The sequence below is a fragment of the Treponema sp. OMZ 857 genome (assembly GCF_024181085.1).
Classification (GTDB): domain Bacteria; phylum Spirochaetota; class Spirochaetia; order Treponematales; family Treponemataceae; genus Treponema.
Window position 1 is genome coordinate 2,825,968 of the sequence record NZ_CP051147.1, and the last position, 16,737, is coordinate 2,842,704.

The window sequence follows — 16,737 nt, forward strand, 5'->3', positions numbered from 1 at the left end:
TCTGCCTACCGGAGGTATTATGACCCAAAAGCTTTTAAACCGCTCGGCAGGAATTCTGCTGCACCCGACTTCCCTCCCCAGTAATGAAGGAATAGGAACTCTTGGAAAATCCGCATATAATTTTATCGATTGGCTTCATTCCGCGCATATACGGCTATGGCAGGTATTACCTCTCGGTCCGACCGGTTATGGGGATTCTCCCTATGCGGCATTTTCGAGCTTTGCCGGGAACCCGCTGTTGATCGACTTGGAAACACTTTCGGAGCAAGGATATTTGACTGCCGATGATATCAAGTTACCGGAGTACCTCTCTACAAATGGTAATATCGACTTTGGTTCGGTAGTCTATTGGAAAATACCGCTCTTAAAAAAAGCCGCATCGGCATTTCTTAATAGGATTAAAGACGGTGGTGCCGCCGGTGCAGAATTGAAAGCGGCCTTCCGGCGTTTTCAAAAGGCGAATAAACATCTTGACGACTATGCGCTCTTCATGTCGATTAAAGAAGTATACGATGCGCAGGCAGCTCAAGAATGCGTATCCGGAAAATTGTGGAACAACTATTGGCCGAAGGCACTTGCCTGCCGCGACATAGAGACATTAAAACGTTGGGCGCAGGAACATCGGCACGAGATTGACCGCTATAAGGCTATTCAATTTTTCTTTTTTGAACAGTGGACGCGGCTTCGGCACTATGCGAATGAAAAAGGTATTTCGATTATCGGGGATATCCCGATTTTCGTAGCCCCTGATTCTTCTGATGTATGGGCGAATCAAAAACTTTTCCAGCTGGATGAAAACGGCGTACCGACAGCGGTTGCCGGAGTACCGCCCGACTATTTTAGCGCAACGGGACAGCTATGGGGAAACCCGCTCTATAATTGGGAGGCGATGAAGGCCGATAAATACCGCTGGTGGATTGACCGCATTGACGCATGTTTGGAACTCGTCGATTATATTCGTATCGATCACTTCCGGGGCTTTGAAGCGTATTGGGCGGTACCCTTCGGCGCTCCGACTGCGGAAAAAGGCGAATGGCGGCCCGGCCCCGATCATCAGTTTTTTGAAGCGGTACAGCGCGCATTGCTCAAAAAGAACAGCGAATATGCCAAAGGTTTGCCGATTATTGCCGAAGACCTTGGGGTTATTACCCCGCAGGTGGAGCGTCTTCGCGACGACTTCCGGTTGCCGGGAATGAAAATCTTACAGTTCGCTTTTAGCGCCGCAGAGGTACGGGAAGTAGGCTTTACTGATGCCTTTTTACCGCACCGGTATACGCAAAATGCTGTCGTGTACACCGGTACGCATGATAACACTACATTGCGGGCATGGCTCGACACACTCTCACGGGATGATTTTGAAGTACTGTTGTTCTACCTCTACGGTGAAAAACCTGCCGTAGAATTGCTCGACGAGCTGTTTTCGGCGGAGTATACCGCAGCACGGCACGGCACGTCCGATGCGGTGTCTCCTGCAGTAGACGACGGGACAGCCTTGCAAGCCGCTGCTTTTAAAGACGACCTCTGTGCCGAGCTGATTAAGCAAGCGTTTTTCTCGGTAGCAGTCTTTGCCGTTATTCCGTTCCAAGACCTGTATGCACTGGGGGCAGAGGCGCGCATGAACGAACCTTCTACCCTTGGGAAAAACTGGACATGGCGCATGCCGCGCGGTTTGCTTACCCCGGAATGTGCCGAATGGCTGAGCGATTTAGTTATTGCATCCGGCAGGTGCGGGAAGATATAGTTACAGAGTCTTTATTTTGACAATCTAAATGGAGAAATGATCTTATGAACGCGTTTTTAGAATCTCTTTATAGCGATTCACGGAATGAGAAAGTTCCGCAAGACCGAGATATATTCGGTGCACTTATCGGTACATGGAACATCCTGTGGATAGATCATTTGGACTCCGCCGAAATGCGAAGTGTTAAGGGAGAATGGTTGTTTTCACGGGTACTTGATGGAACCGCAGTTCAAGACACGTTTATCGTCCCCTCCCGGAATGAAAGAAAGATACACCCCCAGCCCGATGCGGAATATGGTACAACAATCAGAATTTACAATCCTAAAACCGGACTATGGGATATATTTTACGGGTGTATGGGTGGGGCATTCCAGCTTACCGCTGAAAAACACGGTGATGAAATTATCCTCACCGAAAATACCGACCATGCTATGCGATACATATTTTCCGATATTACTCAATCGTCATTTAAGTGGAGAAAAGAAATACTCACCGATGAAAAAAATTGGCAAATTATTGCTAAGGTAGAAGCGATGAGGGGGTAACCGGCACGGCTATCGCACTTTTCACGTGTACTCCCTTCAGCAATACTTTTTCCCGATTAGCAACTCGCATACGGCTTTTGTCTTTGCATCGGTATCTTCTTTTTTCCCGCCGGATTCAAGCCGCTTGATTTCGTTCAAAATGATTTGGTGATTTTCCGGTGTAACTTTAAATTGCGAAGCAAACAAAATGCCGAGCAGCAGCATACAAACCGGCAGCACAATGAACATCAATCTGATTTTATTGAGTGTTTCTTGTTTTTGCAGCGGCTTTTGAACCTGCCCAATGCCCGAATACTTAAAATCAATCGTATCCAATAACACCTTCAAATCATATAAATCGGATTTTGTATAAAACTCAGGCGGAGCTATTTTTTTATAACTATTTCCGTCTTTCCTGTACGAAGACACTACAAGGAATTTATTATCGGCTTGAGCAAAGTCTCCGGTATGAAACGACGGTACGATAAAATCATCAAAGATATTTATCGGAATCTCTGTAAAAGAAACAGTGTTTTCAAAAAAAGCAGTTGTCTCAGCACTCGCAGTATTTTTGTGTTTTTTGTAAACATTTTTTATTATGCCGTCGGTATCTTTACTGATATATTTTAGATGCAGGTTGCTGTCTTCATACAAAGTGTAATATTTTTCTATTTCCGAAAACGGTGTCGCGGTATTTTTACAGAGCGCTTCGGCTTCTGCAAATTGGCTTTGCGTCAAAATTGAAGGTACGGGATTTTTATATCCTATTCTGCTCAACCCAATGCCGATGGTCGGCATAATAATTAAGCCTAAAAATAACTTTCGCGAAAGCGTCATCGCCGCCGAATAGGTACCGGCTCGCTGCTTCCCGCTCATCACGCGGTCTATATCGGAAATAAACGGCAGCAGCTGATGCGGTATTAAGTTATTCGCCGATATACCTATTCCCATAAGTACCATATTCAGTATTACCCAAACACTACCGGAAGTAGGAGTGTGCAGCCCCATCAATAAAATAGCGAGGATGAATACGGTAAGCGCTGTAATGTAGACAGGCTTATGTCCTTTCCGATTGATAAAATAGCTGTGCACCGGTAAGGCTGCCATCATAGTAATGAGAAGGCTTCCCTGCGCAATGACAAAGATGCTGCCCTTATTTAAATAGTCAACAATATAAAAGAGCACAAACGACATAAAGATATCAAGTGCACCGAAAGAACACACGTACATCGTAATGTGAATTCTGCATGACTTATTTTGAAATAGCGACAAGAAATTTTTTATAAACGACTGAGTCGATTTTTTTCCAGCTTCATCTTGAGGAAGTTCCCATGTTTCAACATAGAGCGGAATCCACGGGAGTGCAAAGATGAGCGCAAATACGCAGCCCATGATAAAATACCCTTGGGCACTTCCGTTGAAATGATCGATAATAGGCTGCGCTAATAACCCGCCGAGCAGCGTTGCAACAAACGAAAACATCAGACGAGTGCTGTTCAGTTTATTCCGCTCCGAAAAATCTTTTGTTATTTCGGCGCTGAGCGCTGCGTACGGAATATAAGAAACGGTTGAAACAGTAAAAAAGATGATATAGGCAACGGTATAAAAAATAAATTTTCCCGTTTGACTTTCTATCGTAACCGGAAACCAGATCAGAATAAACGATAGGGCTATCGGAATAATGGAAACCAAAAACCACAGGCGCCGCTTTCCGAACCGTGTCTGCGGCGTGTTATCGGCAATATATCCCATCATCGGGTCGGAAACTGCATCCCACACCTTACCGATCGCCGGAATTAACCCTGCCAACGCCGGATGCAGCCCGATAACGTTTACCAAATAATACATTGAAAATGTCGTAACAATAAAAAAGCAGCCGCCGCCGTACAAATCCCCGCCGCCATAGGCAAGGTATGTACGCCATGTCATTTTTCTTTCCTTTATATTCATGCGTCTATGATACAATAAGGTTTCTTCTATTACAATCAGTCTTTTGAAATATAGACAAATTCTTCGTCTATTATCTTTTTTGTTCAGTTCTTCGACGTTTTGTCATTGACAGTGAACAAAAACTGAAATATACTTCATTCTATATGAAAAAACGATATTTTCAGATTATCGAGTTAATGAAAAAGAATCCGGCCATCACGCAACGTGAAATTGCCGGAACCTTAAAAATATCGCTCGCGTATGTCAATCAAATTCTTTTTTCTATGGAACAGGACAGCCTTCTTAAGACGAACGGCTTACCTGCCATCGGCAAAAAAGTTTTAACCATTAAAGCTCATACCGAATACGATTCATGCAAGGTTGATAATGCCATCATCATGGCCGCGGGTTTCGGTTCACGCTTTATTCCGCTCACCTACGCCATTCCCAAAGGGTTATTGGAAGTTTTCGGCGAACGGATGATTGAACGCCAAATCAAGCAGTTACAAGAAGTCGGTATTACCGATATCACGGTAGTCGTCGGTTATCTGAAAGAGACCTTTGAATACCTCATCGATAAATACAATGTAAAACTTGTGTATAATCCCGATTTTGAAAGCAAAAACAACCTTTCAACACTGTATCACGTCCGAGACAGACTCAAAAACACTTATATTTTATCCAGCGACAACTGGCTGCGGAAAAATATGTATCATGCGTATGAATACGATTCATGGTATTCGTCCGTAAAAATGAACGAAAAAACCAATGAATGGGTATTGCAGCTCGGTTTACACGACAAGATAATGAAGGTAAAGATCGGCGGTAGGAACGCATGGGTAATGTACGGGCCGGTCTATTTTTCGCGTGCTTTTTCCGATGCCATTCGTCCGATGATTGAAGAAGCCTATCACCGTGAGGATACCGACGACTGGTACTGGGAAGACGTATTGAGCCGTCATTTAAATACGCTGACGATGTTCGCAAATAAACAACCCGCTAATCAAGTATATGAATTTGAATCCTTGGAAGAGCTGCGTCAATTCGATACATCATACATGGTTTCCACACAGAATAAATGGATGGAAATGATTTCCCGCGTATTCGGGCAGCCTGAAATGCAAATTAAAAATTTGCGCCCGCTACGGCTTGGTATGACTAATAAATCTTTCATATTTGAACTGAATAACAACAAATATATTTTCCGCATTCCGGGCGCCGGTACTGATATTCTTATCAACCGAAAACAGGAACATGCAGTGTATAAGGCGATTGAGCCGCTCGGCATATCCGATAAGATTATCTATTTTGATCAAATGACCGGGGTAAAAATCAGTCAGTTTGAAGAAAATATGCATATCGCTGATCCCCACAATCCGGATGATTTGGAAGCGTGTATGTGGATTGCGCGTAAATTGCATACCTCCGGTATTACGGTACGACACCGCTTTAATTTTAGAGAGCGGATTAATTTTTATGAAAAGCAAGCGGAAGCAAAGCACGGTATTCTTTTCTATGATTATGCCGAAATCCGGGAAAAGATGAACACTTTGCTTGATTTACTCGATACGCTGAAAAAACCGGAGGTACTAACTCATATCGATTTAATCTGCGATAACTTTATTATCAGTGACAGTGAGGTAAAACTGATCGATTGGGAATACGCTGCGATGTGCGACCCGCTGGCTGACCTCGCAATGTTTTCCATTTACTCTTACTTTTCCGAAGCGCAAATAAACGATCTTATGCATCGTTATTTCCGCCGCGATCCGGAAGGCGAAGAAAAACTGCGTGTCTATATCTATGTTGCGCTTGCAGGATTCTTATGGGCGCTGTGGACATGCTATAAACAAGCGCTGGGAGAAAATTTCGGCGAGTACGGGTTAAAGATGTACCGGTACGCAAAAGATTATTACAAGCAAGTGATGCAGATGACGGAGTTTACAGATGATCGGAAAGAAGAGACGAATGATGAATAATCGTAAACATAACAAAGGCACGCACGGTTTCGAAGAAATCGACTGGATTATTACCCTTTTGCCGCTCGTCATTGTAACCGGCATTGCGGCACTGTTGCTTACCTTTCCGCAGCAATCGATGAAGGCTATCGATAGTTTATGGAATATTTTTGTCAACAAACTCGGTTTCTTTTATATACTTCTCGGTTTCGGAGTAGTGTGTACCGCATTCTATCTTGCTTTTTCAAAATACGGAGCAATACGGTTAGGCTCTCTCGATAAACCGCGCTATAGTAATTTTACATGGGGTGCTATGCTCTTTACCTCCACGATGGCTGCAGATATTTTGTATTGGTCGCTTATCGAATGGGGATATTACTACACAGCATCACCGTTCGGACACCGAATGCTTACGGCCGCAGAAAGACAAGATTGGGCGGCAACGTACCCGCTATTCCACTGGGGCATTACCCCGTGGAGCTTCCATATCGTATGTGCCGTTGCATTTGGCTATATGCTCCATGTACGGCAGCGGAAAAAGCAAAAACTTTCCGAAGCGTGCCGCCCTCTTTTCGGCAGTAAAATCGACGGGACACTCGGTACCGTCATCGATGTGTTTTCGGTCGTGGGGCTTTTAGCGGGAACCGCGACAACATTCACGCTTGCAACACCGTTGTTATCGCTGGCAATTTCCACCATCTCCGGCATTCCCGAATCACGGGAGCTGACATTAGCTGTGCTCTGCATTATTGCAGCGGTATATACCTCAGCTGTTCTACTTGGAATAAAAGGCATTTCTCATCTGGCAAAGGTTGCTGTTGTGTGTTTTTCCAGCCTCATTGTATTTGTGTTTTTGTTTAGTCCCAAACTCTATATTATCGAAACAAGCATAACCGGCATAGGGAAGATGCTGCAAAACTTTATCTCGCTTTCCACATGGATGGATCCCCTGCGGATTTCGGGTGCAGACGGTACAGGGTTCCCGCAGCAGTGGACAATTTTTTATTGGGCATATTGGATTGCGTGGTTTGTCGCAACGCCGTTCTTTATCGGAACAATCTCTGAAGGGCGGACGGTACGGAATACCGTACTGGGCGGACTTATGTGCGGCATCGCGGGAACCTATTGCTCGTTTATCGTGCTGGGGAACTACGGACTTTATTTGGAAACACATGGATTATTACCGGCTGCCGAACGGCTTGCTGCCGGTATCCCTCCAGACGAGATTATTTTAAGCATTTTGGAAACGCTGCCGTTTGCGAAAGCCGGTTTAGTGCTGCTCATCATCACGATGATCGCTCTCTATGCGAGTACTTTCGATGCAATTACCATGGTTATAGCATCTTATTCGCAGCGGCAGCTTGAAGGCAGCGAACCTAAAAAAAGCTTACGCGCATTTTGGTCGGTTGTCTTTATCTTGCTGCCGGCTGCACTCATCCTTACCGGCAGCAATCTGAGTCAGCTGCAAAGTTTATCGATTATCGCCGCCTTTCCGCTCGGCATCATTATGATCTGTATTATCGTCAGCTTTTTTAAAGATGCAAAGAACGGGCAGGCAGGGTAAACGCATCAGACTGTTTTTTGCAGCAATCGAAGACAGTTATTCTGAGCGGTAAGGCTGATTATCTCAAACGCAACGCTTAGATTTACCGCTTCAATGTCTGCAATGCGCGGCTCAGCCGTTCGAGAGTTTCGGTAATGACCGATGCGGGGGCGGCAAGGTTAATCCGTTCAAAACCTCTGCCTTCGTCACCGAAGATATACCCCTCATCTAGGAATACTTGCGCCGTTTGCGTCATAAAGGTTTCCAAAGCCTTGTGTTCCACTCCCAGCGCCCTAAAATCAAGCCATTGCAGATACGTGCCTTCGATGAGCGGTGCTTTAATTTCGGGATGATGCGTTTGGAAAAACTGTTGCACAATACGCTGATTGGCATCGATTATGGACAAAAATTCATCAAGCCACGCCGCGCACTGCCTATAGCAAATTTCACAGGCCTTATAGCTCAATGCCGTGAACAATGCTCCCGCCCCAAGCTCTTGGGCTTTTACAAAGGTTTTACGCATGTTCTCATTTTTAATGATGATGTTGCTGATTCCCAAACCGGCGATGTTGAACGTCTTTGAAGGAGCGGTAAAAGTGATTGTCCGCTCTGCAAGATCATCCCCTAACGATTGGAAAACGGTGTGCGTATACCCCGGCATCACAATATCAAAATGAATTTCATCAGAAAATAACCAAAGATTATGCTTTAATACGATTGCTTCTATTTTATGCAGCTCTTCTTTTGTCCACACTCTGCCGACAGGATTATGAGGAGAACAAAAGAGCAGGGCTTTATTCCGCGGATCCGCAGCGAGCCGTTCCAATGCATCAAAATCAATCGTATAACGGCCGCCGTTTTCCTGCAACGAACACGCTGCAACATTCCGCCCTTGTAAGCGTATTGCCCTAAAAAAAGGATAATACACCGGCGACAGCAAAATAACGCCGTCGCCCGGTTCGGTAAACGCTCTAACCGCATTAAAAATTGCAGGCACAACCCCCGCAGTAGGAACAATCCAATCGGGTTCAATCGCCCAATTGTGCCGTGTCTTCATCCAATTTTGCACTGCCTCTTTATATGCAGCTGTTGGTCCCGTATAGCCCAGTACGGCGCTGTCAAGATAGTACTTGAGCCCTTCCGTTAATTCCGGCGGCATCTTAAATTCCATATCGGCAACCGAAAGCGGCACAACGGACGAATCGACGTGCGGATTTACCTGATACATCGCATCCCATTTACGTGAACCTGAACCGGCTCTGTTTACCCTTGTCGTAAAATCATATTTCATAGAAATCCCCCTATTTATTATGATCGGTCATCTCTAAAAACATGGAGATGACTGACGAGATGATATGTTTTTAATTACCGGTGGATATGGTACCCTTATCTGACGGGATAAGGGGGCAGGCAGCAGGTTGACGCAAAACGTGAGAAAATCTTGAATAAAGATGAACCTCGTCGACGAGATTAACCTAAACCTGCTGCCGTAAATCAAAGTGCGGCCGCACCGCTAACGGTGCGTACCGCGAATAGGAGTTACGGTAGTCCAAAAACCGGTAAAAGCTCCCTGTCCCCTATTTTATAGCACAAGGGGTGTCATATGCAAGGGAATGGTCGATGGATCGGATTGGATCTGAGCAAAAGAACGTATGAAATGTGTTACTTTGATCAGAAAGGAAAAGTCGGCAGATCAGGAGGAGAAACAACCAAAGGCGGAAGGGCAAAACTATACACGAAACTGAAGGCAGAAGATATTGTGGCGATGGAAGCGAATAGTCTCGCTTTTGTAATGGAAAAAGAGATGAGAGCAATCGGCTGCACAGTAGTCATCTTAAATGCTTCGCAGTTATCGGTTATCTATGCCAGCACGAAGAAGACGGATAAAGAAGATGCATTAAAGCTTGCTCGGCTGGTTAAGATATATGAAAAGGAAGATTTACCGACCGTTGATGTGCCGACCGATAAGGAATACTATCGTCGCAAACTCATCAAAGAGTACAAAACATTAAAGGGCGACCGGACACAGGAGCTCAATCGGCTCCACGCGTTATTCGTACAATGCGGGATAACAACGATTAAGCGGAGTAATTTGCAAACGGATGTAAATCGGCAAAAGGTGTTAGCACAACTTTTTGACTATGAAGCAGGGCAGGCACAACGATTGTGTCAGCGGCTTACGATGCTGGAGGTACAGATAGAGGAGTTGGAGCAGCTGATAAAAAAAGAATGTAAAGAGGATAAAGGTATCCAACGGCTGCAAACGATACCGGGAGTCGGAGATAAGACAGCGCTTGCTTTTGCGGCGTATGTAGGAGATGGCAAGCGCTTTAATAATGGAAACGAAGTGGCAAATTATGTAGGGCTGGTGCCGCGGGTAGATTGTTCGGGGACGATTAACAAGTATGGGCATATAACGAAGAAGGGGAATAAGGTTGTACGGGCTCTATTATATCAGGCGGCATGGGCGATAGTACGGAGTAAACATGGGGGAGCGTTAAAAGCAAAATACTTTTATATGACGGAGCGAGGGAAAGGAAAGAAGATATCGATAACAGCGATAGCACGAAAGATGGCGAAATTGTTGTACTTAGTAATGAAGAATAAACAGATGGAATATCAAGAAATGCCTGCCCCCGACTTACAAGCGGGATAAAACAGGCGTGTAAAACAAGGATTGCAGGGACGGGAGCGGCCAAGCAGAGAAAAAACTAAAAAGGTTTACTTTTCTGCTTGACAAAAAACATAGGAGTTTTATTTCGATATATAATAATCACATGACCCAATCATTATCCATTTTTCACCCCATTCAAAATTATATTTTTTGTACAATTTACTTTCATTTAATGGGAGTGATATTTTTATTGAGTTTTTATATGTAATAATGACAGGAGTTCCTTTGTCTATATATGGAGTATTTGGATGATCTGCTACATAACCACCCAAAAGCACATTTTCTGATTCTACACTTAACACAATTCTATTTTTTACAATTTTCCATGTTCCTTTTATACTTTGTAATCTATTTATTGTTTCTGAAGGAATATATTCGAAAGTTTTATCTTGATTTAATTTCAGACACTGTGCTCTTTGATCTGCTCCTCCATTAAAAGCCTCCCAAACTATGGTTCGATTTTCGAACTCATACGTCCTCGATGATTCGGATTCAAAAATTTTTATCCTTTCTATCGCAGATTTTTCTAATTGAGTAAAAGACACATTTTTTGATTCCGGTTTGTACCATTCAAACTGACTAAAGTATTTTGTTAATTCGTCATCCGAAAAAATAAATCCCTTTTTTGCATAAAATAAATTTCTGAACAGTTTTAATTCAACTGTAGTTAAAGCTCCTAATTGTAAATCATTTAAATAAGGTTTTTCTATTGCATTAATATCACCATTTCTAATGACAGTTTTATATTGTTCAAGATCAATTTCCCTTTCAGCACTTTTTAAGTATTCACTAACGCTAATAAAAGGGAATGGATATTCACAATCAATTTCAGTTGAATATTTGTTTTTCTTAAATTCTTGCGCATAAACGGATGTGATAAACAAAAGAAGTGTTAAAAATATTAATGTTTTCTTTTTCACCTTTTTTACTCCACATAGAGAAAATCCCCTCCAACGCAGCGCATTGAGAGGGGATTCTCATAACGAATAAACGGTGTTAAATTAACTGACGGCGGTTGCGCTCTTCTTCCGCTGCATTTCCGTCATCGTCGTACCACATCGTTTCCGCAAATTCAACACAACATTCTTCTCCTTCGCTAAAGACAATACGGTGCGGGGTTTGTATCATCAATAACTGGGAACCGATTTTTACATAGTATTCCGTACAGTCGGTCAGAAATACGCGCTTTTCTATTTTAGTTTTAAAGCCGGTGGTTTTATTTAGATTGATTGCGTTGGGGCGCGCCGCAATAATCATTTTCTCTTTGCCGATGGCATTTTCGGGGATTGTACATGAAATTGCCTGTGTCGTATCACCGTCGGGATACACTTTGTTGTCGCGTAAGTTTACTTTAACAAAGGTCGATTTTCCTAAAAAATTATGTACAAAACGGTTAATCGGTTTGTTGTAAAGGTTCCTGGGCGTATCGATTTGTACAATTTTTCCCATGTCCATTACCATCATGCGGTCGGAAAGAGCCATTGCTTCGGCTTGGTCATGAGTTACAAAGATAATCGTAAAGTTGAATTTCTTTTGTAATTCTTTAATTTCAAATCGCATTGATTCCCGCAGCTTCGGATCAAGGTTTGACAGCGGTTCGTCCAAAAGCAAAACCTTGGGGTTGGTAACAATTGCGCGTGCAAGCGCAATACGTTGCTGCTGCCCGCCGGAAAGGTTACCCGGATAAAGAGCTTCAAAACCGGTTAGATTCGTATGCTTCAAGGCCTGTTCAACCCGTTGCTTTATTTCTAAACGCGGGACTTTCTGAACTTTTAACGGAAAAGCAACGTTATCAAAAACATTCATGTGCGGCCACACGGCAAAGGCTTGAAACACCATTCCTAACCCGCGGTCTTCCGGCGGCACATACAAATTTTTGCTTTTGATTGAAACCGGACGCCCACACAAATAAATTTCGCCTTCGCTCAAATCTTCAAAGCCGGCAATCATGCGCAGTGTTGTGGTTTTTCCGCAGCCGGAAGGGCCAAGGAACGAAAAGCATTCACCTTCTTCGATTTGAAGATTAAAATCATCAACGGCGACAACACTGCCCAGTAGTTTTTCGGAAAATACTTTTTTGACGTGCTTTAATTCTACCTGCACCATAATTATACCCCCCTCCTGTCTTTTGTGATTTGCGTTACAATCGTGTTACAAATAATAATCAGCACAATCGCAACAGATGCCAATGCCGAGGCTCGAGGAATATAGCCGTCGCTGCGCAGCGAATAAATGGCGACTCCCAATGTGCGGGTATAAGGTCCGTAAAGCAGTACGGATGTTGTAAGTTCCCGCATTGCAGGCAAGAAAATTAAGAAAAAGCCGGAAACCATCGCCGGACGGATTAACGGCAGTGTAACATCTTTAAGCGCTTCGCTGTGAGATGCTCCGCAGGAACGGGCGGCATCTTCCAAAGACGGGTGTACCTGCCGTAATGATGCCGATGCCGATTTCATAGAAAATGAGAGATAGCGTGCAATATACGCTATCAAAATAATCCAAATCGTATTATACAAATTGATGCGGAAAATTGCTCCCGACCATGCTAAGATAACACCGATTGCCAAAACCGTTCCCGGTATCGAATACGGTAAAACCGAAACGACTTCCAACATTTCTTTTCCCTTCGGACGGATTCGATTGACAACATAGGCAACCATAACGCCGAGGAACATACTCAAAACCCCGGCTGTAACCGACAAAAACAGTGAGTTTCGGATAGAATCGGTGACCATTTTATTGCCTACAAGAACATCGATATAGTTTTTAAATGTAAAGTTTGCAAACTTTAACGGCAGTCCGTATGCTTTTAGTAAGCCGACTAAGAAAATCATCACAAGCGGTACAATAACGATAATAATAAGCGAAATAAAGGCAACCGTCAGCAGCGGATACTTTGCACTTCGCAGTTTTATCAACGTGGGACGCATACTTTTGCCTTTAATAATATCATAGCTGCCCGAACGCAAAACAAGCTTTTGAATTACAAGCGCAATCGATACGACAACAACAAGCAGTACGGAAAGTGCCGCACCTTCACGAATGCCGTTGAAATCGCCTGCCGCACGGTTTATCAGCTGGTAAATCTTTGTCGGCAAGGTATAAATATTTTGCGAGAAGCCGAGAATTGACGGCACGCCGAAGTGTGCAAGCGAAGAAATTAAAATCAATAACGCACCGGCAGAAATGGCAGGAAGAACCAGCGGCAGCGTAATTTTCCTGATAACATACCCCTGCTTTGCACCGGCAATGCGGGCGGATTCCTCCAGTGTCGGATCCATGCGTTCAAGTGCACTGACAACTTGCATGAAAACAAAGGGAAAATAATACGAAACTTCAACAAAGATAATTCCGCCGATTGAATTGATGTTAATCGGTGCAGAAGATAAATGAAAGGTTGACATAAGCCAATTATTTAAATATCCGCCGCGTCCTGAAAGCATCAAGTCCCAAGCCATTGCCCCGAAAAAGGGCGGAAACATATACGGAATGGTAAAAAGACCGCGCATTAAACCTTTCAGCGGAATATCGCTTCTGCCTAAAAGCCATGCATAAAACAGGCCGATAATCGTGCCGAACACGGTAACCCAAAATGCAATCTTTATTGTGTTCCACATGGCGCCAATGTTGTCTTTATTCCCGATAACGCGCTTAAATAATTGTAAGTCGAATTTTCCTTCAAAGAAAAATGCGTTATAAATTATCATAAAAATCGGAATAATAACAACAATAAACAAAATGATAAAACTTAAACTCGTCATCATACCGTCGAGGCTAAAAGAAAAGCGTTTGCCGTCAAGCCGTGCCAAATCGGGATTTTGATATTTTTTGAACATAAGTCCTCCGAATGTAAAGATTACGAAGAAACGCTGTCGTTATTTTGACATCGTTCATAATATTTGGGATTTACAAATACAAGCCCCACTGTATCGCCCTCGGTATATTCCTTTGACTGAAGCATATCGAGTGTGTTTTGCTCAATACGGATTTGTTGCCCTTCAAAATCCACGAAATACGTACACTGGCTTCCCAGAAACGATGATGACAGGACGGTTCCTTTAAAAGATGATTTCTCGTCGAATAAAATATCTTTGGGACGGATACCCATTTCATAAGGCTTACCGATTTCGATATCCGGCATTTGCGAACTGTCGGCATTGAGATATTTGTGCATCTTGCCGTTTAATTCAAAATACATACCGTCATCTTTTTTTACAACCGGTAGGAAATTTGAAACCCCGATAAAGGTAAACACAAAACGATTTGCCGGTGATAAAATAATTTCTTCATCAGTTCCGATTTGGCATAAGGTTCCATCGGGTTCCATAACCGCTATTTTGTCGCACAGTTGGAGTGCCGCTTCTTGGTCATGTGTTATATATATAATAGTTGTACCGATTTCTCTTTGTATTTGCCGAATTTCAATCAGCATTTCTTCGCGTAGTTTTGCATCAAGGTTGGTTATCGGTTCGTCAAGTACAATAATGTCTTTGGAAGATACAAGCGCCCGCGCGATTGCGACACGCTGCTGCTGTCCGCCCGACAATTGCGACGGTAAATGCTTACGATATTTATCCATCCGCACCTGTTTTAAAGCAAACTCCGCTTTTTGTGCTATTACATCTTTCGGCATTTTCCGCTTTTTCATGGGATACACAACGTTTTCCCAAACGGTCAAATGAGGCCACACCGCATAATCCTGAAACACAACGCCAATGTTTCTCCGTTCGGGAGCAATGTTGATATGCTTTTCGGCACTGTATACACAGGTATCACCGATAAAAATTTCGCCCTGTTCCGGTTTTATAAAACCGCATAAGCATCGGATAAGAGTTGTTTTTCCGCATCCCGACGGACCGACGATACCCATAATCTGGCTTTCTTCTATCGTGAGCGAAAAATTTTCAAAAACGGGTGTTTTCCCATAGCGGAACGTAATATTATTAAATTTGATTTGCGCCATAGCTGCTCCATTTTGGTAACATAATACCGCAGTATCAAAGTTGTTTGACTTTTACAAGCGGCTCAGTGATACAGACGAATGAGAGCTGCAAGATCGTTCTAGCAGGTGCTTCCGTTCAGAACAGTCTTACAGCCCCTTGATTTTTTACTATTTTGATTATTTGAATATTGCGTCAAATGCTGCAAGAATATCTGCGCTTTGGTCGGCAATTTTTTCGTTGTCAATTTTCATAGAACGCGCAACAATATCGCTTGTGGACATTGCGCCCGGCTTTGAAACATCAAACCGAATAGGTGAAACATTGTGATCAACAAGAATCTGCTGCCCTTCCGCTGAAAGAATAAAATCGTATAGCAGTTTTCCGTTTTCTTGATTTGCAGAATTTTTTATAAGCGCAATAGGGCTTGAAATTGCAATTAAATCTTTTTCGGGGTATACAAACTTAATGGTTGAACCGTTGCTTTCCAATGTTTCCGCAACATAATCGACTCCGATACAAACCTTATACGCATTTGCCGCTACTTTAGAGTGGGTTGATGTTGTTCCGCTTTCAAGCTCCGTCCCCATTGCTTTCAGTTTCTTGAAAAAGTCAATACCGTAGTGGCTGTCTGCCATCAAACCGGCAACCGCATAAAAAGTTGTTCCTGCTTCGCCCGGGTCAGTCATTACAATCTGGTTTTTAAACTCTGCATTTAACAAGTCATCCCATGTTTTGGGCGCAGATTCGGCTGTTACGTTGTTTGTGTTATAAACAAGCCCCATAACAATCATACGGCCGCCGCAGTAGTAGTTGTCGGCATCTTTAAAGCTTGCGTCAATGTTTGCGGCCTCCGGCGAAACATACTGTTCCAAAATGCCCTGCCGTTTAAAGGTAATATAGTTTGACGGGTCTCCTATCCATACTACATCACAGGCAATTTGTCCTGACTGTTTTTCCGCAGCCATTTTTGTTGTAACTTTGCTTGTACCGGCTGCATAATAATCCATTTTGATATGCGGATATTTCGCAATAAAACCTGCTTTAAGCGCTTCAAGCTGAGCCTCTTTTAAAGAAGAGTAGAGCATAACCGAACCACCGTTCTCAGAACCGGAAGCCGCGGAATCGGCAGGCTTTTTTGAGCACGACACAAAAAATGCCGCAACCAAGACAGCCAGACTTATCGATATAATTTTTTTCATCATACCTTTTTCCCCTTGTATATAGAAAATATAATTGGCCGATTATATACTTTATTCTTTTAATTGTATAGGGAATCTTAAAAACCTTAAAAATCAAAGCCTATCAGCGTGTTCTATAAGGAAATCGCTTATCGGATCCGCGGGGGTGTTAAAAAAAACGCCTGATGTGTTTACCCTGAAAATTCCGTATTGTCAAAAAAAGGAAAGTAGTAGTATAATAAAAGTT

General features: G+C 43.3%; 12 protein-coding genes. 5 read left to right on the plus strand and 7 right to left on the minus strand.

What is annotated here, in order from left to right:
* The first annotated feature begins 19 nt into the window (after positions 1-19).
* Together malQ and E4N66_RS12915 are read left to right on the plus strand one after the other, a co-directional pair.
* Complete coding sequence (gene malQ, locus E4N66_RS12910; RefSeq protein WP_253728397.1) at positions 20-1,741, plus strand: 4-alpha-glucanotransferase; 1,722 nt, start codon at positions 20-22, stop codon at positions 1,739-1,741.
* Positions 1,742-1,785: 44 nt separating this feature from the next.
* Entirely contained in the window at positions 1,786-2,286 is a 501-nt protein-coding gene (locus E4N66_RS12915) for a hypothetical protein (protein ID WP_044014271.1), read from the plus strand.
* Between the two features lie 36 nt (positions 2,287-2,322).
* On the opposite strand, the gene E4N66_RS12920 is transcribed toward E4N66_RS12915, so the two are convergent.
* Entirely contained in the window at positions 2,323-4,194 is a 1,872-nt protein-coding gene (locus tag E4N66_RS12920; RefSeq protein WP_371922421.1) for an MFS transporter, read from the minus strand.
* Between the two features lie 197 nt (positions 4,195-4,391).
* Between E4N66_RS12920 and E4N66_RS12925 the strand changes: the two genes are divergently transcribed.
* Together E4N66_RS12925 and E4N66_RS12930 are read left to right on the plus strand one after the other, a co-directional pair.
* Complete coding sequence (locus E4N66_RS12925) at positions 4,392-6,173, plus strand: phosphotransferase (protein WP_044017043.1); 1,782 nt, start codon at positions 4,392-4,394, stop codon at positions 6,171-6,173.
* Complete coding sequence (locus tag E4N66_RS12930; protein ID WP_253729459.1) at positions 6,166-7,716, plus strand: BCCT family transporter; 1,551 nt, start codon at positions 6,166-6,168, stop codon at positions 7,714-7,716. Before E4N66_RS12925 ends, E4N66_RS12930 begins: the two co-directional genes overlap by 8 nt.
* Positions 7,717-7,798: 82 nt before the next feature.
* On the opposite strand, the gene E4N66_RS12935 is transcribed toward E4N66_RS12930, so the two are convergent.
* Positions 7,799-8,986 carry a MalY/PatB family protein gene (locus tag E4N66_RS12935; protein ID WP_253728400.1) on the minus strand — a complete coding sequence of 396 codons (1,188 nt, stop codon included), beginning with the start codon at positions 8,984-8,986 and terminating at the stop codon, positions 7,799-7,801.
* A gap of 312 nt (positions 8,987-9,298) precedes the next feature.
* On the opposite strand from E4N66_RS12935, the gene E4N66_RS12940 reads away from it, so the two are divergent.
* Positions 9,299-10,351, plus strand: a complete 1,053-nt coding sequence (locus tag E4N66_RS12940) for an IS110 family RNA-guided transposase (protein ID WP_253728401.1) — start codon at positions 9,299-9,301, stop codon at positions 10,349-10,351.
* 98 nt (positions 10,352-10,449) lie between these two features.
* Here E4N66_RS12940 and E4N66_RS12945 read toward each other — a convergent pair whose 3' ends face one another.
* The 5 genes from E4N66_RS12945 to E4N66_RS12965 form a co-directional block, all read right to left on the minus strand.
* The gene (locus tag E4N66_RS12945) at positions 10,450-11,289 is read right to left on the minus strand and encodes a YARHG domain-containing protein (protein ID WP_253728402.1); all 840 of its coding nucleotides are present in this window, start codon (positions 11,287-11,289) and stop codon (positions 10,450-10,452) included.
* Positions 11,290-11,365: 76 nt separating this feature from the next.
* On the minus strand, positions 11,366-12,475 hold the full coding sequence (locus E4N66_RS12950; protein WP_253728403.1) for an ABC transporter ATP-binding protein: 1,110 nt from the start codon (positions 12,473-12,475) through the stop codon (positions 11,366-11,368).
* 2 nt (positions 12,476-12,477) lie between these two features.
* Complete coding sequence (locus E4N66_RS12955) at positions 12,478-14,205, minus strand: ABC transporter permease (RefSeq protein WP_253728404.1); 1,728 nt, start codon at positions 14,203-14,205, stop codon at positions 12,478-12,480.
* 20 nt (positions 14,206-14,225) lie between these two features.
* Positions 14,226-15,332: an ABC transporter ATP-binding protein gene (locus tag E4N66_RS12960; RefSeq protein ID WP_253728405.1), complete on the minus strand. Its 1,107-nt coding sequence runs from the start codon at positions 15,330-15,332 to the stop codon at positions 14,226-14,228.
* Positions 15,333-15,488: 156 nt separating this feature from the next.
* Positions 15,489-16,514, minus strand: coding sequence for an ABC transporter substrate-binding protein (locus tag E4N66_RS12965; RefSeq protein ID WP_253728406.1), 1,026 nt, complete (start codon positions 16,512-16,514; stop codon positions 15,489-15,491).
* Between the last annotated feature and the right edge of the window lie 223 nt (positions 16,515-16,737).

Excerpts from the sequence above, each read along its gene's own strand:
- E4N66_RS12920 (WP_371922421.1), bottom strand. The coding sequence starts at position 4,194 with ATGACATGGCGTACATACCTTGCCTATGGCGGCGGGGATTTGTACGGC.
- E4N66_RS12925 (WP_044017043.1), top strand. The coding sequence starts at position 4,392 with ATGAAAAAGAATCCGGCCATCACGCAACGTGAAATTGCCGGAACCTTA.
- E4N66_RS12965 (WP_253728406.1), bottom strand. The coding sequence starts at position 16,514 with ATGATGAAAAAAATTATATCGATAAGTCTGGCTGTCTTGGTTGCGGCA.
- E4N66_RS12940 (WP_253728401.1), top strand. The coding sequence starts at position 9,299 with ATGCAAGGGAATGGTCGATGGATCGGATTGGATCTGAGCAAAAGAACG.
- E4N66_RS12915 (WP_044014271.1), top strand. The coding sequence starts at position 1,786 with ATGAACGCGTTTTTAGAATCTCTTTATAGCGATTCACGGAATGAGAAA.
- malQ (WP_253728397.1), top strand. The coding sequence starts at position 20 with ATGACCCAAAAGCTTTTAAACCGCTCGGCAGGAATTCTGCTGCACCCG.
- E4N66_RS12930 (WP_253729459.1), top strand. The coding sequence starts at position 6,166 with ATGAATAATCGTAAACATAACAAAGGCACGCACGGTTTCGAAGAAATC.
- E4N66_RS12960 (WP_253728405.1), bottom strand. The coding sequence starts at position 15,332 with ATGGCGCAAATCAAATTTAATAATATTACGTTCCGCTATGGGAAAACA.
- E4N66_RS12950 (WP_253728403.1), bottom strand. The coding sequence starts at position 12,475 with ATGGTGCAGGTAGAATTAAAGCACGTCAAAAAAGTATTTTCCGAAAAA.
- E4N66_RS12935 (WP_253728400.1), bottom strand. The coding sequence starts at position 8,986 with ATGAAATATGATTTTACGACAAGGGTAAACAGAGCCGGTTCAGGTTCA.
- E4N66_RS12955 (WP_253728404.1), bottom strand. The coding sequence starts at position 14,205 with ATGTTCAAAAAATATCAAAATCCCGATTTGGCACGGCTTGACGGCAAA.